This is a genomic window from Bauldia sp. (genome assembly GCA_037200845.1).
Classification (GTDB): Bacteria; Pseudomonadota; Alphaproteobacteria; order Rhizobiales; family Kaistiaceae; genus DASZQY01.
Window position 1 is genome coordinate 3000371 of record JBBCGQ010000001.1, and the last position, 16235, is coordinate 3016605.

The window sequence follows — 16235 nt, forward strand, 5'->3', positions numbered from 1 at the left end:
TGTGTGTGGCCGCCACCGCTTCGCCGCAACGCCAGCGAAAATCAGCCGCAATCCCGAGGTGAAATCTCCCCATCCAAACTGGGGGCGACTCTCATGCAATTCGATGTCGTAATCGTCGGCGCGAGCTTCGCGGGCCTCGCCGCCGCCAAGACCGCCGCCTCGCGCGGCCTGTCCGTCGCTGTGATCGAGGCCAAGCGCGAAGCCGGCGCCCGCGTCCACACGTCCGGCATCCTCGTCCGCGAAGCGATGGAAGAAATCGACATCCCGCACCGCCTGACACGGCGCGTGCCGGGCGTCCGCCTCTACGCACCCAATCTCAAAAGCATCGATCTCTTCTCGCCGGGCTACGCCTTCTTCACCACCGACACCGCCGAGTTGCTCCGCTGGATGGCGTGCGAGGCGCGCGAGGCCGGCGCACAGATCCTCTACGCCACGCGCTTCACCGGCGCGACGCGGGAAGGCACCATCATCCACCTCAACGACATCGACATAAGCACGCGCTACCTGATCGGCGCCGACGGCGCCCGTTCGCGCGTCGCCGAAGCCTTCGGCCTGTCGCAAAACCGCCGCTTCCTCACCGGCCTCGAAGTCGAGCTGGAGCCCAACGACTCCATCGACCCGCGCTTCCTCCACTGCTTCGCCGACTCGAAACTGGCGCCGGGCTACATTGCCTGGGCCGCACCCGGCCCCGACATCATCCAGTTGGGCCTCGCCGTCAGCCACGGCGTGAAGCCCGACCTCGCCGGCTTCATGGCGCGGACGGAGAAAAATTTTGGCTGGAGCAAACTGCGCGTCGTCGGACGCCGCAGCGGCCTGATCCCGTGCGGCGGGCCGCTGGCCCGCACCTCGGCGCCCGGCGTGCTGCTCGTCGGCGATGCCGCCGGCTGGGTCTCGCCGATGACCGGCGGCGGCATCCGCCTCGCCTTCAAGTACGGCCGCCGCGCCGCATCGCTGATCGCCGATCATCTCCAGATCGGCGGTGCCGCGCCGGAGGTGGCACTCGCCCGCGAGGTGCCCCGCTTCGCCGCCAAGCGCGCGCTGCGCTACGCCCTCGACCTCGCGCCGCCGAATTTCCTCATCAACATGGCGCTCGCCTCCGCCCCGATGCGGCGCATCGCCGAGCGGCTCTATTTCCACCGCCGCAACGACGCCGGCATCGACCGCGAGGCGTATCTGCGTTGGATCGAAGAACAGCGTCAGCATCCCCCCGCTGTCATGCCCGCGAAGGCGGGCATCCAGTAACGACGCCCGGGCGTCTGACGCACAGCCAGCGACTACTGGGCCCCGCCTTCGCGGGGACGACGTGGAGTGAGATGCGACGCATCTTTTCCATCCGGAGCCCGTCGCGTAACATCGCTCCCATGCCTGAGACATGGGAAACGTACTACCTGATGGTGGGCTCGTCGGCCGGCGCGCTGATCGGCCTGCTGTTCGTCGTCATCACGCTGTCGGGCGAGGCCGAGACCGCCCGGGTGACGGCAGTCCAACGGACGTTTCTGTCGCCCACCGTGTTCCACTTCGTCACGGTGCTGGTGATCAGCTGCGCCGCGGTAGTGACCACGCTGCCGGCGCCGGCGATGGCCTTGACGATCGCCGTTCCAACCGTCGTCGGGATCATGAGTGCGGTCGCCGCATTCTACCGTCTGGCAAGCGGCAAGCTCACGGCCACGCACTGGAGCGACTACGTCTTTTACGGAGTGTTGCCGGCAATCGGCCACGTCTGGCTGTTCGTCACGGCATGGATGGTGTGGCAGCAGACCGCCTTCGCCGAATATGGCGTCGCGCTGGGAGCGATGGCGCTGCTGCTTCTGGGCATCCGCGACGCGTGGGACCTCGCCACCTGGCTGGTCTACAACAAGAAGGGCTAGGCGCCCGCCTCCGGCGCCTTCGCTACGATCGCCAAGGCGTGCAGTCCCTCGGCAATTTCGCCCTTGAGGGCGTCGTAAACCATGCGGTGCGCCGCCACCCGGGTCTTGCCGCGGAACGCCTCGGCCGTGATCCTCACGCGGAAATGACTTTCGCCTTCCGGCCGGTGTCCGGCGTGGCCCTTGTGCAGATGGGACTCATCCACCACTTTGAGCTCTACCGGGCGAAAAGCCTCGGTTAACTTCCCCGTGATCCTCTCAGCGACCGTCATTGCGCTCTCCTTGCGGGCGCCTTGTCGGAGGCGCCAACGGCGACCATAATCCGGCGATGAATCTGAACTCCAAGTATTTCGACCGCATCCGGATCAGCCCGGAGGAAGGTCCTGCCGTGGCAGCGGACACCCGTCCCTGCGAATGGCACGGCTGCGGCAATCTTGGAGGCTACCGGGCGCCCAAGGGCCGCGACCGCGAAGGCCAGTACTACAACCTCTGCCTCGACCATGTGCGCGAGTACAACAAGTCCTACAACTACTTCGCCGGCATGAAGGACGACGACGTCGTCGCCTACCAGCGCTCGGCCAACATAGGGCACCGGCCGACCTGGACGATGGGCGTCAACGCCGACAGCGTCGAGGCGCAGAAATTCCACCCCAACCGCGCCTGGGCGGCGGCGTTTTCCGACCCGTTCGGCGTCTTTGGCGGGAGTGGCGACCGGCGCGCCCGCGAGCAGAAAGTGGAACCGGAGAGCCGGCCGCTGCGTAATCTTGAACGGCGGTCGTTCGCGACGCTGGATCTGGAAGGCGGCGAAAGCGGCACCGAGATCAAGGCCCGCTACAAGGCGCTGGTGAAGCAGCTCCACCCGGATGCCAACGGCGGCGACCGCTCGTCGGAGGACCGCCTGCGACAGATCATCCAAGCCTACCACTACCTGAAAGCCGCCGGTTTCTGCTAATACGGCGGCTAATCGCGCCATTTTCCTTGAAACCCACGTCGCGCCTGACGGCGCATCGGATGTGCCATGACTGAAGTTGCCGCCTCGCCCCTGCCTGACATGAAGATTTCGGTCCGCCAGGTCTTCGGGCTCGATACCGACCTCGAGGTTCCGGCCTATTCCGAGCCGGACGAGCACGTTCCGGATACCGATCCGGACTACCTGTTCGACCGCGAGACCACGCTTGCCATCCTCGCCGGTTTCGCCCGCAACCGCCGCGTGCTGGTCACCGGCTACCATGGCACCGGCAAGTCGACGCACATCGAGCAGGTCGCCGCCCGCCTCAACTGGCCGATGGTGCGCGTCAACCTCGACAGCCACATCAGCCGCATCGATCTGGTCGGCAAGGACGCCATCGTCCTCAAGGAAGGCCGGCAGGTCACCGAGTTCCGCGACGGCATCCTGCCGTGGGCGCTCCAGCACAACATCGCGCTCTGCTTCGACGAATACGACGCCGGCCGCCCCGACGTGATGTTCGTCATCCAGCGCGTGCTGGAAGTTTCCGGCCGCCTGACGCTACTCGACCAGAACAAGGTCATCCGCCCGCACCCGAGCTTCCGCCTGTTCGCCACGGCCAACACCGTCGGCCTCGGCGATACCTCCGGCCTCTATCACGGCACGCAGCAGATCAACCAGGGCCAGATGGACCGCTGGTCGATCGTCACGACGCTCAATTACCTGCCGCACGACCGAGAGGTCGACATCGTCGCCGCCAAGGTGCCGAAGTGGCGCGACGACAAGGGCCGCGCCGTCATCGCCAAGATGGTGCGCGTCGCCGACATGACCCGCAACGCCTTCATCAACGGCGACATCTCGACCGTGATGAGCCCGCGCACGGTCATCACCTGGGCCGAGAACGCCGAAATCTTCGGCGACGTCGGCTTCGCCTTCCGCGTCACCTTCGTCAACAAGTGCGACGAGCTGGAACGGAGCCTGGTCGCCGAATTCTACCAGCGCTCGTTCAACGCGGAGCTGCCCGAGTCGACGGCGAACGTGGTGATGAGCTAAGTGGACCTAGTCGGCTTTTTCGAGATCGGCGAGTCGCTTTTCAAGCGACTCGAGACGCTGCTCGACATCCGCGACCGCATAACGCCCAAGAATGCTTTCGCCGTTGAGCGCCTGCCAGATATTCCCAAGGCGGGCCTCGACCTTCCCGAAGCGGGCGTCGACCGCTTCAAAGCCGGATGTCGTCTTGCGATCCAGGCCCTGCAAGGCAGCACGGATTTCGCGCAGGATGTGAAGCGTTTGATTTTCCGGCTCAGCCACGAGATTGCTCCTGTCGCATCAATATAAGCTCCTACCCTAGTCGAATAAAGCACGACCGAAATGGCCATCCCGAACGATCCCGCGCCCCGTACCAAACCGCAGGAAGGACCGAGCGAGCCCTTCAAGCGGGCCGTGGTCGGCTGCGTGCGCGCCATTGCCGGGAAGCCCGAGCTTGAGGTGACGTTCGCCGCCGACCGGCCGCTGCTGTCCGGCCTGAAGGCGCGCATTCCGGAGCCGCCGCGCAAGCTCACCGCCGCCGACGTCGCCATCACCCGCGGCATCGGCGATTCCCTCGCGCTGCGCCTCGCCTGCCACGATCCCGCCGTGCATCGCCAGAACGCGCCGCAGGGCAAGAACGCCCGCGCCGTCTTCGATGCCGTCGAGCAGGCGCGCGTCGAGGCGCTGGGCTCGATCCGCATGGCCGGCGTCGCCAAGAACCTCACCGCGATGCTCGAGGAGCGTTACCACCGCGGCAACTACCAGGAAGTCACCGACCGCGCCGATGCACCGCTGGAAGACGCCGTCGCCCTGATGGTGCGCGAGCGCCTGACCGGCGATGCGCCGCCCCCATCCGCGAAAAAGATCGTCGACCTCTGGCGTCCGTGGATCGAGGAACGCGCCGGCCGCGACCTGGCGCAGTTGACCGGCGCCATCGACGACCAGCCGCGCTTCGCGGACGCCGTCCGCGAAATTCTTACGGCGCTCGAGATGGGCGAGGAGCTCGGCTCCGAGAAGGGCGACGACTCCGAGGAGGGCGAGGAGAACGACCAGCCGCAAGACGACGCCGAGGGCGCCTCCGATTCATCGGAAGGTTCCGACTCGTCGAGCGCCGAGGAAGTCGATGCCTCCGCCGAGGAAACCGACGCCGGCGAAGGCGAGGCCGGCGAGGCGGAAGCCGAGGAGATGATCGACGACTCCGAGATGACCGAGGCGCGCGAGGCCGGCGAGGCCCGCCGCGCCGAGACGCCGTGGTCGAACCTGCCGCCGATGATCGACTACCACGCCTTCACCACCAAGTTCGACGAGACGGTGAAGGCCGAAGAGCTGTGCGACATCGCCGAGCTCGACCGTCTGCGTTCCTATCTCGACAAGCAGCTCGCGCATCTGCAATCCGCCGTCGGCCGCCTCGCCAACCGCCTGCAGCGCCGCCTGATGGCGCAGCAGAGCCGCGCCTGGGACTTCGACCTCGAGGAAGGCGTCATCGACGCCGCCCGCCTGTCGCGCGTCGTCACCGACCCGATGCATCCGCTGTCGTTCAAGGCGGAACGCGACACCGACTTCCGCGACACCGTAGTGACGCTGCTGCTCGACAATTCCGGCTCGATGCGCGGGCGCCCGATCACGGTCGCCGCCACCTGCGCCGATATTCTGGCGCGCACGCTGGAGCGCTGCGGCGTCAAGGTCGAGATTCTGGGCTTCACCACGCGCGCCTGGAAGGGCGGGCAGTCGCGCGAGGCATGGCTGCAGGCCGGCAAGCCGGGCAATCCCGGCCGCCTCAACGATCTCCGCCACATCGTCTACAAGGCCGCCGATGCGCCCTGGCGCCGCGCCCGCCGCAATCTCGGCCTGATGATGCGCGAGGGGCTGCTCAAGGAGAACATTGACGGCGAGGCGCTGACCTGGGCCCACGCCCGCCTCGTCGCGCGGCCCGAGCAGCGCAAGATTCTGATGATGATTTCGGATGGCGCGCCGGTCGACGACTCGACGCTGTCGGTCAACGCGGGAAATTATCTGGAACGCCACCTCCGCCACGTCATCGAGGAGATCGAGACTCGCTCGCCGGTCGAGCTGATCGCCATCGGCATCGGCCACGACGTCACGCGCTACTATCGCCGCGCCGTCACCATCGTCGACGCCGAGGAGCTGGCCGGCGCGATGACCGACAAGCTCGCCGAGCTGTTCGACGAGCGCACTGCTGCGCCCACCCGCGCTCCATCGCGTCCACGCCGCGCCACGCTGCAATGAAACACATCGTAGCGGTCGCCGCCGTCCTTGCCGCGACGGCCATCGCCGCCGCCGCGCCCGAGATCACGCCGCCCGGCTTCCATGCCCTCGACGTCCGCACGGTGCCGATCCCGCGCTTCAAGCTCAGCACCGGCGAAACCCGCTTCGGCGCACTCGAATATCGCGGCGGTTTCGCCATGTATTCCACCGACGGCAACTTCGGCTCGTGGTCGGGCCTCGACTTTGCCGCCGACGGCCGCATCGTCGCCATCGCCGATACCGGCTTCTGGCTGACCGCGCGGCTGGTCGAGGACGGCGACGAACTGGTCGACCTCGCCGAGCCGAAGATCGGCGTGATGCTGGGCGACAACGGCCAGCCCGCGCCGAACAAAGTCTCGACCGATGCCGAGAGCCTGCGCATCGTCAACCGCGCGGGGCGCGAGACGGCGCTCGTCTCCTTCGAGCAGAAGGCCGCGGTCCGCCGCTATGCCGGCCCCGACTTCGCCGCCGCCACGCCGACCCATCCGCCGCTGCCGAAATTCGTCGCGGGCCTCCGGCGCAACCAGGGCCTGGAAGCCCTGGCCGTGGCGCCCGCCGCCAGTTCGCTGGCCGGCGCGACGATCGCGATTGCCGAGCGCTCGCTGGACGGCGCCGGCAACCATCGCGGCTTCATCCTCGACGGCGCCCGGCCCGGCCCGTTCCAGATCCGCCGCTCGGACGACTTCGACATCTCCGATGCGAACTTCCTGCCGAACGGCGACCTGCTCATCCTCGAGCGGCGCTTCTCGTACATGGGCGGCTTTGCCATGCGCATTCGCGAGATCGCGGCGGCGAGCATCAAGCCGGGCGCCACCGTCGACGGCACGACGCTGATCGTCGCCGACAACACCTTCCAGATCGACAACATGGAAGGCCTGGCGGTGCGCACGTCGGCGACCGGCGACACGCTGCTCGACATCGTCTCCGACGACAACCACGGCTTCCTACAGCGCTCGATCCTGCTGCAGTTCAAGCTCGTGGCGCCCACCGCCACGCAGTAGCCGATCACGCTCTTGTGTGTCCGCCACACGGACAAGTGGCGCGCGAGCCACAGGCTGGCGCAGGTCGCAGAAAGGCGCGGCGGCCGCGGCGATAACACGTCGGTTTCGAGCCCACCGAGCACAGCAAGACTCGCGATGGTTGCCACCTTGTCAGAACTGCCCGTGCGGATGGGTGTTGCGATCTCAGCATTAATTTACTTTTCATCGCCAACATCCACCGCAGGATTCTCCGGAGGCAATGCGATGAAGAGTTGGATCGTGGCAGCAGCATCAGTCGTGCTGTCTGGCGCAGCGGCGCACGCCGCCGACCTTGGTACCTTCGAGCCAGCACCGACACCTCCGCCCGCCGCGGCCTATAGCTGGACCGGCGTCTACGTCGGCCTGCAGGGCGGCTACTCCTGGGGCTCGGCGCCGCAGACCTATGACAACGCCTTGATTCTCTTGCCCATCAACACCCAGAATCCGCACGGCTGGGGCGGCGGCATCGAAGTGGGCGCCAACTACCAGTACAACAGCGGCCTCGTCGTCGGCCTGGAAGCGGATGCCACATTCGCCAACATCACCGACACGGTCGATGACAACTTGGGCAACGCCAATTTCCCGCCGCCGCCCAACAACACCGTGACCGCCACCGTCGATCTCGCCGCCAACCTTCGCGGCCGCGTCGGCTTCGCTTTCGATCGCACGCTGTTGTTTGCCGCCGGCGGCGTCGCCGTGGCGCACAACAAGGTCGATGTGACCGCAGGCGATCTTCACGATCAGGCGACGCTGTGGGGCTGGACCGCAGGCGGCGGCATCGAGCAGGCCGTTACGAACAAGATCAGCGTGAAGGTCGAGTACCTCTACACCCAGCACGGACCCCACACCTGGTTTGCCGGGCAGCCCTTCTCGTCAACGGGCAGCGACTCCGGCAGCACCGTCCGCGCGGGGCTCAACCTGCATTTCTAGCCGGCTCGCATATCCGAAAACGAAAAACGGCGCCCGCGAGGCGCCGTTTGCAATTTCCAGCCGTTGCCGATGCTTACGAGGCCGCGGCGACCGCCTCGGTCTTCTTCGCGATCTGCCGCTTCAGCTTCAGCGCCTTCGCTGACAGATCGGTGTCGCGCGCCTTGAGCAGGAACGCATCGAGCCCGCCGCGCGCCTCGACCGAGCGCAGCGCGTGCGAGGTGATCCGCAGGTGCACGTTCTGCTTCAGCGCGTCCGAGATGAGCGTCACCTGGTTGAGGTTCGGCAGGAAGCGGCGGCGCGACTTGTTGTTCGCGTGGCTGACGGTGTTGCCCGTCAGGACCGCCTTGCCGGAAAGTTCGCAACGCCGTGACATCTCGAATAATCCTCGTTTTCCAAGGGATTGCGCCTCGGAGGCGCGGCAAAGCCGCCAAATCCCGCCGGAAGGCTGCGTTCGTATAGTGATGCCGGCATTCCGCGTCAAGGAAATTGGCCGTGGACGGCTCCGCTCCGCCGGGGTGACGGCCTCGGCGAACTGGCCTAAGTATGACCCTGTTACCCCCGTTGCGGTTAGGGGTAAGGGGAGAAGCCGGGAGAAGCCGGCTGAACAATAAGCAGTTGGGGTCTATGGCGCGAGGGCAATTCCCGCGATCGCCGCAAAGGGCGGTCGCATCCTTGCCGGGGGGGCTTTTGCTCCTTGCCACGCTTGGCGCCCCCGTATCCGCGTCGTCCGGCGCCGGGGTGACGCTCCAGGCCACCTATATGATCGCCATCTCGGGGATCAATATCGGCCGCGCCGACGTCAAGGCGCGCTTCACCGACAAGGGCTACGCCGCCGCCATCGCCGGCTCGACCTATGGCGTCAGCCGCTTCGTTTCCGACGCGCGCGCACGCTAGCCCGGCTCCGGCCGCATCAGCGGCAACAGCGTCCTGCCGGCGTCCTATAACCTCGAGACCAGCGAGAGCGGCTTCGCCACCAGCGTCTCGATGACCCATGCGCGGCGGCGCCATCGTCGGCCTGCAGGCGATACCGAACCTGCCCAAGGCCTCCGACCGCGTGCCGCTCACTGCGCAAAGCCCGGCAGAACGTCGTCGATCCCGTCGGCGCCTTCGTCGTGGCGATGGACAAGCCGTCCGATGCGCCCGACGGCAACCGTGCCTGCAACCGCGTCGTGCACGTTTTCGACGGCTGGAAGCGCTTCGACATCCGCCTGTCCTACAAGGAGACGCGGAACGGCAATGGCGACGGCAAGGTTCTGTCTGCGCCGCCCGCTACGTGCCGGTCGCCGGCCACCGCACCGGCGACGACGACGTCGCCTACATGGCCGACAACCAGCGCCTCGAGATCTGGCTGTCGCCGGTTGCCGGCACCCGCTACCTCGTGCCGACGCGCATCCTCATCGGCACCAAGGTCGGCGACCTCGTCATCAGCGCGCGCAGTTTCGACGTCACCGCCGGCGAGCAGCAGGCGAACGCCGGTTAAGACTTATCCACAAGTTATCCACAGGCTTTCCACAGCGAGTCGCGGCACGCGGTGAGGCCGCGTCAACCGCACCGGCAGCTTAACGGAACCCAGGAAATCCAAGGCGAAGACAGACGTTCATCGTGACCGGAGTCTTGTCTCCGGTAACCGCCCACCACATGTGGGGGAGAACGGATCGGGACTCATCGCGCGGTCCAGATCGTTTTCGCCTGAGTGAGAGCCCGACTCGCTGAGGATTAACAGCGCACAGGCGACCGTGAATTTCGCCCCGATCGTGTGTCGCTATGGTACAGGAGAGGCGCGGTCGCACTCGCACTTGCCGTCTTGAGGGGCTCAGGCGGCAGAGACACGGAACCCGCGTTAGTTTTCGGTCAGCATGAATCTTTCCGATAAGCCCGAGAGTGCGGGCGGCCGCAACGTGGTCGCGGTGCTTGGGCCCACCAACACCGGCAAGACCCATCTCGCCATCGAGCGGATGCTGGCGCACGCCTCCGGCGTGATCGGCCTGCCGCTGCGCCTGCTCGCGCGCGAGGTCTACAACCGTGTCGTGCAGCGCGTCGGCGTCGAGCAGGTCGCGCTCATCACCGGCGAAGAAAAGATCATCCCGCCGAACGCGCGCTTCAAGGTGTGCACTGTCGAGGCGATGCCCGAGCGGACCGACGCCTCGTTCCTGGCGATCGACGAGATTCAGTTAGCCGGCGATCTCGAACGCGGCCACGTCTTCACCGATCGCATGCTGAACCTTCGCGGCCGCGACGAGACGCTGCTGCTCGGCGCCGCCACCATGCGCGGCATCATCGAGAATCTCCTGCCCGGCGTGAACGTCGTGACGCGCCCACGCATGTCGCTGCTCACCTACTCCGGCTCGAAGAAGATAACGCGCCTGCCGAGCCGCTCGGCGGTGGTCGCCTTCTCCGCCGACGAGGTCTACGCCATCGCCGAGCTGATCCGCCGCCAGCGCGGCGGCGCCGCGGTCGTGCTGGGCTCGCTCTCGCCGCGCACGCGCAATGCCCAGGTCGAGCTGTTCCAGTCCGGCGATGTCGATTTCCTCGTCGCCACCGACGCCATCGGCATGGGCCTCAACCTCGACGTCGATCACGTCGCCTTCGCCTCGGATCGCAAGTTCGACGGCTATCAGCACCGCCGTCTTTCCTCCGCCGAACTGGCGCAGATCGCCGGCCGCGCCGGCCGCCACATGCGCGACGGCACCTTCGGCGTCACCGGCCGCGCCGAGCCGTTCGAGGATGCGCTGGTCGAGTCGCTGGAGAGCCACCGCTTCGATGCGGTCAAGGTCGTGCAGTGGCGGAACCGCGATCTCGACTTCTCTTCGCTCGCCGCGCTGAAGGCGAGCCTCGACGTCGCGCCGCAGCGCCAGGGCCTCACTAAGGCGCCGCCGTCGGTCGACGTCGATGCGCTGGACCGCGTCGTGCGCGATGTCACGATCGCCGACATGGCCGTCGGCCGCGACCGCGTCGCGATGCTCTGGGACATCTGCCAGATCCCCGACTACCGCAAGATCGCACCCGCCAACCACGCCGAGCTGGTGTCGACATTGTTCACTTTCATGGTCAAGGAAGGCGCCATCTCGGATAGCTGGTTCGAGAGCCAGGTCGCCTTCGCCGACCGTACCGACGGCGACATCGACACCCTCGCCAACCGCATCGCCCACATCCGCACCTGGACTTTCGCGGCTAACCGTCCGAACTGGCTGCGTGACCCGCACCATTGGCAGGAGCGCACGCGCGCGATAGAGGATCGTCTGTCGGATGCCCTCCATGAGCGGCTGACCGCCCGTTTCGTGGACAGGCGGACCAGCGTGCTGATGCGGCGCCTGAAAGAGAACGCGATGCTGGAAGCCGAGATCACGACGACCGGGGACGTGATGGTGGAGGGGCAGCACGTCGGAAACCTCGACGGTTTCCGCTTTGCGCCCGACCCGAATGCCACCGACGGCCCCGAGGCAAAGGCGCTGCGCGCCGCCGCCCAGAAGGCGCTCGCCGGCGAGATCGCCAACCGCGCCGACAAGGTCGCCACCGCCAACAACGGCGACCTCGTGCTCGCCGGCGACGGCGCATTGCGCTGGCAGGGCGCGATCATCGCCAAGCTCACCGAGGGCGACGACGCACTGAAGCCGCGCCTCATCCTGCTCGCCGACGAGGCGCTGCCCGCCCCACAGCGTGAGCGCGTCCAGGCGCGCATCGATCTGTGGATCGCCAATCACATCGAGACGCTGCTGAAGCCGCTCGTCGATCTCCGCAACGCCGAGACGCTGCCGGCACCGGCGCGCGGCATCGCGTTCCGCCTGTCGGAAAATCTCGGCGTCATCGAGCGCAGCGACATCGCCGACGAGGTGAAGGCGCTCGACCAGGAGACGCGCGCCGGCCTGCGCAATCTCGGCGTCCGCTTCGGCGCCTATCACATCTACGTGCCGGCGCTGCTCAAGCCGGCGCCGAGCGCGCTGCTTGCGACGCTGTGGGCGCTGAAGAACGGCGGCCTCGATGTCGCCGGCCTGCCCGAGCTGTCGCGCCTCGCCGCCTCCGGCCGCACCAGCGTGCCGGTCGATACGGCGATCACCCGGCCGCTCTACCGCGTCGTCGGCTACAAGGTTGCCGGAAACCGTGCGGTACGCATCGACATCCTCGAGCGCCTCGCCGATCTCATCCGCCCGCTCATCGCGTGGCGCCCGACAACCGAGCAGCCGGAGCCGCCGCCCGGCGCGATCCACGGATACGGCTTCACCGCGACGGTATCGATGACGTCGCTGCTCGGATGCTCCGGCGAAGATTTTGCATCGGTGCTCCGCTCGCTGGGCTACCGCGTCGAGCGCAAGCCCGTCCAGCCGAAGCCCGCCGCTGAAGCCGCGCCCGCTGCAGAAGCGACGCCGGCCGAAGGCATGCCGCCGGAGGCCGCGCCAGTCGCGGAAGCGGCGCCTGTCGTGGAGACGCTGGCCGCCGAGCCGCCGGAGTCGGCCGCCGCGGAAGCCGCCGTCGCCGAACCGATCGACGCTGCGCCCGTCGTTGCCGACGCGCCGGTCGCCGAAGAGGTGGCTGCTGTCGCGGAGGCTCCCGCCGTCGAGACTCCAGCCGAGCCGCAGTTCATCGAGATCTGGCGCCCCGGCCGCAAGGATCGCGACCAGCAGCCGCCGCGCCATCGCCGTCCACAGCGCCGCGACGCGAAGGTCGAGGCGAAGCCTGCGGCCGATGCCGCCTCGCCGGCCCCGGCCGACGCCGCGACACCGGCAACCAACGGCGAGACACGCCCGCCGCGTCCGCAGCACCACGCCCGCCCCGACCGCAAGGACGGCGAGGCTGAGCGCAGCAACAACCGCCGGCCGCGTCCCGAGGGTCGCCGCGAGCGCAACGACGGCGGTCGCGACCGCGGCGATCGTCCGCGCCGCGAGCCGCGCTCGGCCGAGCCGATGCGCTTCTCGACCGAGCCGCCAGCCGGCGATAAACGCAACAAGCCGATCGATCCGACCTCGCCGTTCGCCGCACTCGCCGCGCTCAAGGCCGCGCTCGAGGCGAAGGAGCGCGGCGGCTGAGCGAAGACCGCCAGCGCCTCGACAAGTGGCTGTGGTTCGCCCGCATCGCCAAAAGTCGCACGCTGGCCCAGAAGCTGATCGTCGACGGCCGCGTCCGCATCAACCGCGAGCGCCGCGACACGGCGAGCGACCTGGTCAAGCCGGGCGACACGCTGACCGTCACCCTCGACCGCACCATCCGCGTGCTGCGCGTTGTCGGATGCGGCGAACGCCGCGGCCCGGCGACCGAGGCGCGGCTGCTCTACGAGGACCTGACGCCGCCCGAGGTGCCGACGCCCACCGCGCCACGCGACGGCGGCGCCGGCCGGCCGACCAAGCGCGACCGGCGGGCGATCACGGCGCTGAAGCGTGGGGACATGGAGGATGAGAGGTAGGCACCCCTCCCCAAAACGCCTTCGGCGTTTTGACCCTCCCGCAAAGGGGAGGGTTCGCCGCGCTGCGCGACCGGGACTCCACTTGAGCCCTCCACTTGCGGGAGGGCCAAAACCGCATCGCGGTTTTGGGGAGGGGTGTCTCTCCTCCTCACCGCCTCCGACACAAAGAGCGCCCCAGACGAAACGCCAAACCTTGCGCCCATCACCCGAACCGGCTAACCGAAACCCGCGCCTTTTCCGGCCGTTCCGAGACCCGCCGTGACCTACGTCGTCAACGAAAACTGCATCAAGTGCAAATTCACCGACTGCGTCGAGGTGTGCCCCGTCGACTGCTTCTACGAGGGCGAGAACATGCTCGTCATCCATCCCGACGAATGCATCGACTGCGGCGTGTGCGAGCCGGAATGCCCGGTCGACGCGATCAAGCCGGACACCGAGCCAGGCCTGGAGAAATGGCTGAAGGTCAACGCCGACTTCGCCAAGCAGTGGCCGAACATCACTGCCAAGAAGGACGCCCCGCCCGACGCCAAGGAGTTCGAGGGCCAGCCCGACAAGTTCGAGAAGTTCTTCTCGCCCAACCCCGGCGAGGGCGATTAGCCGCGGTTGTACCGGCGGACAGGGAAAACCGCAGAAATGCGCCGGCGGGCATTAATGACGCACCGCAGCATATCCGCAGGTTATTTACCGTCGGGCCTGTAACCCATTGAAATTTCCGTATTTTGTGTTATCTTGAACACACTGTCGGAACAAAACGAGCCTGTTGCTCGCGTCCCCCGCGCGAAATTCCTAAGCGTGACCAAAATTAAGGCGTTCCAGCGCCCGGCCGAGCCTCGATAGGCTTGTCGGGCTGTCGCTGCCGATACGCCGGGTCGTGCCAGGGTAGCGCCCGCCGGTTCGGCGGATCAAAGGGTGGGCCAGCGTCGTTTTCTCCGGCAGGGAGGCAAGGCGGAAAAACCCGCCGGCACCCGCGAACCACTCGCGGCGCGCGTACCTAACGGAGTTCGACAAGGCCCATGGCTGCTGCAACCAAGAAGTCCGCCACCACCCGTTCCGGCTTCAAGACCGGCGAGTTCATCGTCTATCCGGCGCATGGCGTCGGCAAGATCGTGGGCATCGAGACGCAGGAAGTGGCCGGCATCAAGCTCGACCTGTTCGTCATCTCCTTCATCAAGGACAAGATGACGCTCCGGGTGCCCACCGTTAAGGCGACCAGCGTCGGCATGCGCAAGCTCGCCGACCCGGCGACCGTGAAGCGTTCGCTCGAGACGGTGCGTGGCCGCGCCCGCATCAAGCGCACCATGTGGAGCCGCCGTGCGCAGGAATACGAAGCCAAGATCAATTCCGGCGACCTGATCTCGATCGCCGAGGTCGTCCGCGACCTGTTCCGCTCCGACACGCAGCCCGAGCAGTCGTACTCCGAGCGTCAGCTCTACGAGGCCGCGCTCGACCGCATGTCGCGTGAGATTTCATCGGTGAACAAGATCTCGGAGACCGAAGCGGTCCGCCAGATCGAGCAGAACCTCGCCAAGAGCCCGCGCCGCGGCGCCCCGGCCGCCGGCGAGAAAGACGCCAAGGCCGACGCCAAGGCGGCCTGATCGCGCTACCGACTTTCGTAATTTTCGAAGGCGTCCGGTGGCAACACCGGGCGCCTTCGCCGTTTCTGGGGTGAACAGATTCCAAACCGAGACAATCACAATCGCTATCAACAGATTGTGTGACTCCGCACCCGGATCGCGGGTCTAGTGTTTCGGTGTTGGACGATTCCTCGGTGGCCCTTGAAGCCACATGGAGGTCAGGCCGATGGCAACGACTGCAGCAGCATCAAATCGTGATTTCGTGCGCGCCGCGATGCGCGCTCCCTACCTCGAGCGCGAGGAGGAGCACGACCTCGCCGTCCGCTGGCGCGAGAAGAAAGACCAGGTCGCGCTCGACCGGCTGACCTCGGCGCACATGCGCCTCGTCATCGCGGTGGCCGCCCGCTTCCGCAACTTCGGCCTCAACATGGGCGACCTCATCCAGGAAGGCCACGTCGGCCTCTTGGAAGCCGCCGCGCGTTTCGAGCCCGCCCGCGAGGTCCGCTTCTCGACCTACGCGACGTGGTGGATCCGCGCCTCCATCCAGGACTACATCCTGCGCAACTGGTCGATCGTCCGCAGCGGCACCTCGTCGGCGCAGAAGGCGCTGTTCTTCAACCTGCGTCGCCTGCGCGCCCGGTTGGCGCAGACCAACGACAACCGCCCGCGCCGCGTCGTCTTCGGCGAGATCGCCGAGGCCTTGGGCGTCTCCATCGCCGACGTCGAGACGATGGACTCGCGCCTCGGCGCGCCGGACACATCGCTGAACGCGCCGCTGCACGAAGGCGACGGCGGCGAAAGCTCGAACCGGCAGGACTTCCTCGTCGATCCGGTCTCGCTGCCCGACGAATCGGTCGGCGAGCAGATCGACACCGAGCGCCGCACGACGTGGCTGCGCTCGGCGCTGACGGTGTTGAACGAGCGCGAACTGCGCATCGTCAAGGAGCGCCGCCTCAAGGACGAAGGCGCGACGCTGGAGTCGCTCGGCGAAAGCCTCGGCATCTCGAAGGAGCGTGTCCGCCAGATCGAGAACCGCGCGCTGGAGAAGCTCCGCGAGGCGCTGCTCAAGGACCACCCCGACACCGCTTCGTTCGTCTAGCTCCGCTTCAACCCTCCCCTTGCGGGCGGGTCAAAACCGCGAAGCGGTTTTGGGGAGGGGCCGGGCTCGGTCGGCAGGCGCCGCAACCCCCTCCCGAAGTCGCTGACGCGATT

16 protein-coding genes and 1 pseudogene are annotated in these 16235 nt (G+C 67.2%); 14 read left to right on the plus strand and 3 right to left on the minus strand.

Annotation, left to right across the window (positions count from 1 at the left end; all coding sequences use genetic code 11):
• The first annotated feature begins 93 nt into the window (after positions 1–93).
• Together WDM94_14985 and WDM94_14990 are read left to right on the plus strand one after the other, a co-directional pair.
• Complete coding sequence (locus WDM94_14985; GenBank protein ID MEJ0013881.1) at positions 94–1242, plus strand: NAD(P)/FAD-dependent oxidoreductase; 1149 nt, start codon at positions 94–96, stop codon at positions 1240–1242.
• A 119-nt stretch (positions 1243–1361) separates the two neighbouring features.
• Positions 1362–1868 carry a hypothetical protein gene (locus tag WDM94_14990; protein ID MEJ0013882.1) on the plus strand — a complete coding sequence of 169 codons (507 nt, stop codon included), beginning with the start codon at positions 1362–1364 and terminating at the stop codon, positions 1866–1868.
• Here the strand turns inward: WDM94_14990 and WDM94_14995 are convergent.
• Complete coding sequence (locus WDM94_14995) at positions 1865–2137, minus strand: BolA family protein (GenBank protein ID MEJ0013883.1); 273 nt, start codon at positions 2135–2137, stop codon at positions 1865–1867. The two genes, WDM94_14990 and WDM94_14995, sit on opposite strands and share 4 nt — an antisense overlap.
• A gap of 56 nt (positions 2138–2193) precedes the next feature.
• Between WDM94_14995 and WDM94_15000 the strand changes: the two genes are divergently transcribed.
• Both WDM94_15000 and cobS read left to right on the plus strand, forming a co-directional pair.
• On the plus strand, positions 2194–2817 hold the full coding sequence (locus WDM94_15000; GenBank protein ID MEJ0013884.1) for a J domain-containing protein: 624 nt from the start codon (positions 2194–2196) through the stop codon (positions 2815–2817).
• 66 nt (positions 2818–2883) lie between these two features.
• Complete coding sequence (gene cobS, locus WDM94_15005) at positions 2884–3864, plus strand: cobaltochelatase subunit CobS (GenBank protein ID MEJ0013885.1); 981 nt, start codon at positions 2884–2886, stop codon at positions 3862–3864.
• 6 nt (positions 3865–3870) lie between these two features.
• On the opposite strand, the gene WDM94_15010 is transcribed toward cobS, so the two are convergent.
• Positions 3871–4122: a hypothetical protein gene (locus WDM94_15010; protein MEJ0013886.1), complete on the minus strand. Its 252-nt coding sequence runs from the start codon at positions 4120–4122 to the stop codon at positions 3871–3873.
• Between the two features lie 60 nt (positions 4123–4182).
• On the opposite strand from WDM94_15010, the gene cobT reads away from it, so the two are divergent.
• From cobT to WDM94_15025, 3 genes are all read left to right on the plus strand, one after another.
• Positions 4183–6087 (plus strand): cobaltochelatase subunit CobT, encoded by a 1905-nt coding sequence (gene cobT, locus WDM94_15015; GenBank protein MEJ0013887.1) that lies wholly within the window; start codon positions 4183–4185, stop codon positions 6085–6087.
• Positions 6084–7106 carry an esterase-like activity of phytase family protein gene (locus WDM94_15020; protein ID MEJ0013888.1) on the plus strand — a complete coding sequence of 341 codons (1023 nt, stop codon included), beginning with the start codon at positions 6084–6086 and terminating at the stop codon, positions 7104–7106. Before cobT ends, WDM94_15020 begins: the two co-directional genes overlap by 4 nt.
• A gap of 258 nt (positions 7107–7364) precedes the next feature.
• Positions 7365–8054 (plus strand): outer membrane beta-barrel protein, encoded by a 690-nt coding sequence (locus WDM94_15025; protein MEJ0013889.1) that lies wholly within the window; start codon positions 7365–7367, stop codon positions 8052–8054.
• Between the two features lie 73 nt (positions 8055–8127).
• Here the strand turns inward: WDM94_15025 and rpmB are convergent, their stop codons facing one another.
• The gene (gene rpmB, locus WDM94_15030) at positions 8128–8427 is read right to left on the minus strand and encodes a 50S ribosomal protein L28 (protein ID MEJ0013890.1); all 300 of its coding nucleotides are present in this window, start codon (positions 8425–8427) and stop codon (positions 8128–8130) included.
• Between the two features lie 365 nt (positions 8428–8792).
• Between rpmB and WDM94_15035 the strand changes: the two genes are divergently transcribed.
• The 7 genes and pseudogenes from WDM94_15035 (at position 8793) to WDM94_15065 (ending at position 16122) form a co-directional block, all read left to right on the plus strand.
• A complete protein-coding gene (locus WDM94_15035; GenBank protein ID MEJ0013891.1) occupies positions 8793–8948 on the plus strand; it encodes a hypothetical protein in 156 nt (51 codons plus the stop codon).
• Positions 8949–9327: 379 nt separating this feature from the next.
• Positions 9328–9534, plus strand: coding sequence for a hypothetical protein (locus tag WDM94_15040; GenBank protein MEJ0013892.1), 207 nt, complete (start codon positions 9328–9330; stop codon positions 9532–9534).
• Positions 9535–9910: 376 nt separating this feature from the next.
• Positions 9911–13075: a helicase-related protein gene (locus tag WDM94_15045; protein MEJ0013893.1), complete on the plus strand. Its 3165-nt coding sequence runs from the start codon at positions 9911–9913 to the stop codon at positions 13073–13075.
• Positions 13072–13449, plus strand: coding sequence for an RNA-binding S4 domain-containing protein (locus WDM94_15050; GenBank protein ID MEJ0013894.1), 378 nt, complete (start codon positions 13072–13074; stop codon positions 13447–13449). Before WDM94_15045 ends, WDM94_15050 begins: the two co-directional genes overlap by 4 nt.
• A 258-nt stretch (positions 13450–13707) precedes the next feature.
• Positions 13708–14046: a ferredoxin FdxA gene (fdxA, locus tag WDM94_15055; protein ID MEJ0013895.1), complete on the plus strand. Its 339-nt coding sequence runs from the start codon at positions 13708–13710 to the stop codon at positions 14044–14046.
• A 431-nt stretch (positions 14047–14477) separates the two neighbouring features.
• Positions 14478–15044: pseudogene (locus tag WDM94_15060) on the plus strand (CarD family transcriptional regulator).
• A gap of 205 nt (positions 15045–15249) precedes the next feature.
• Positions 15250–16122, plus strand: coding sequence for an RNA polymerase factor sigma-32 (locus tag WDM94_15065; protein MEJ0013896.1), 873 nt, complete (start codon positions 15250–15252; stop codon positions 16120–16122).
• Positions 16123–16235: the final 113 nt, after the last annotated feature.

Coding starts and splice junctions, on each gene's coding strand:
- WDM94_14985 (MEJ0013881.1), top strand. CDS start 94: ATGCAATTCGATGTCGTAATCGTCGGCGCGAGCTTCGCGGGCCTCGCC.
- WDM94_14990 (MEJ0013882.1), top strand. CDS start 1,362: ATGCCTGAGACATGGGAAACGTACTACCTGATGGTGGGCTCGTCGGCC.
- WDM94_14995 (MEJ0013883.1), bottom strand. CDS start 2,137: ATGACGGTCGCTGAGAGGATCACGGGGAAGTTAACCGAGGCTTTTCGC.
- WDM94_15000 (MEJ0013884.1), top strand. CDS start 2,194: ATGAATCTGAACTCCAAGTATTTCGACCGCATCCGGATCAGCCCGGAG.
- cobS (MEJ0013885.1), top strand. CDS start 2,884: ATGACTGAAGTTGCCGCCTCGCCCCTGCCTGACATGAAGATTTCGGTC.
- cobT (MEJ0013887.1), top strand. CDS start 4,183: ATGGCCATCCCGAACGATCCCGCGCCCCGTACCAAACCGCAGGAAGGA.
- WDM94_15020 (MEJ0013888.1), top strand. CDS start 6,084: ATGAAACACATCGTAGCGGTCGCCGCCGTCCTTGCCGCGACGGCCATC.
- rpmB (MEJ0013890.1), bottom strand. CDS start 8,427: ATGTCACGGCGTTGCGAACTTTCCGGCAAGGCGGTCCTGACGGGCAAC.
- WDM94_15045 (MEJ0013893.1), top strand. CDS start 9,911: ATGAATCTTTCCGATAAGCCCGAGAGTGCGGGCGGCCGCAACGTGGTC.
- WDM94_15065 (MEJ0013896.1), top strand. CDS start 15,250: ATGGCAACGACTGCAGCAGCATCAAATCGTGATTTCGTGCGCGCCGCG.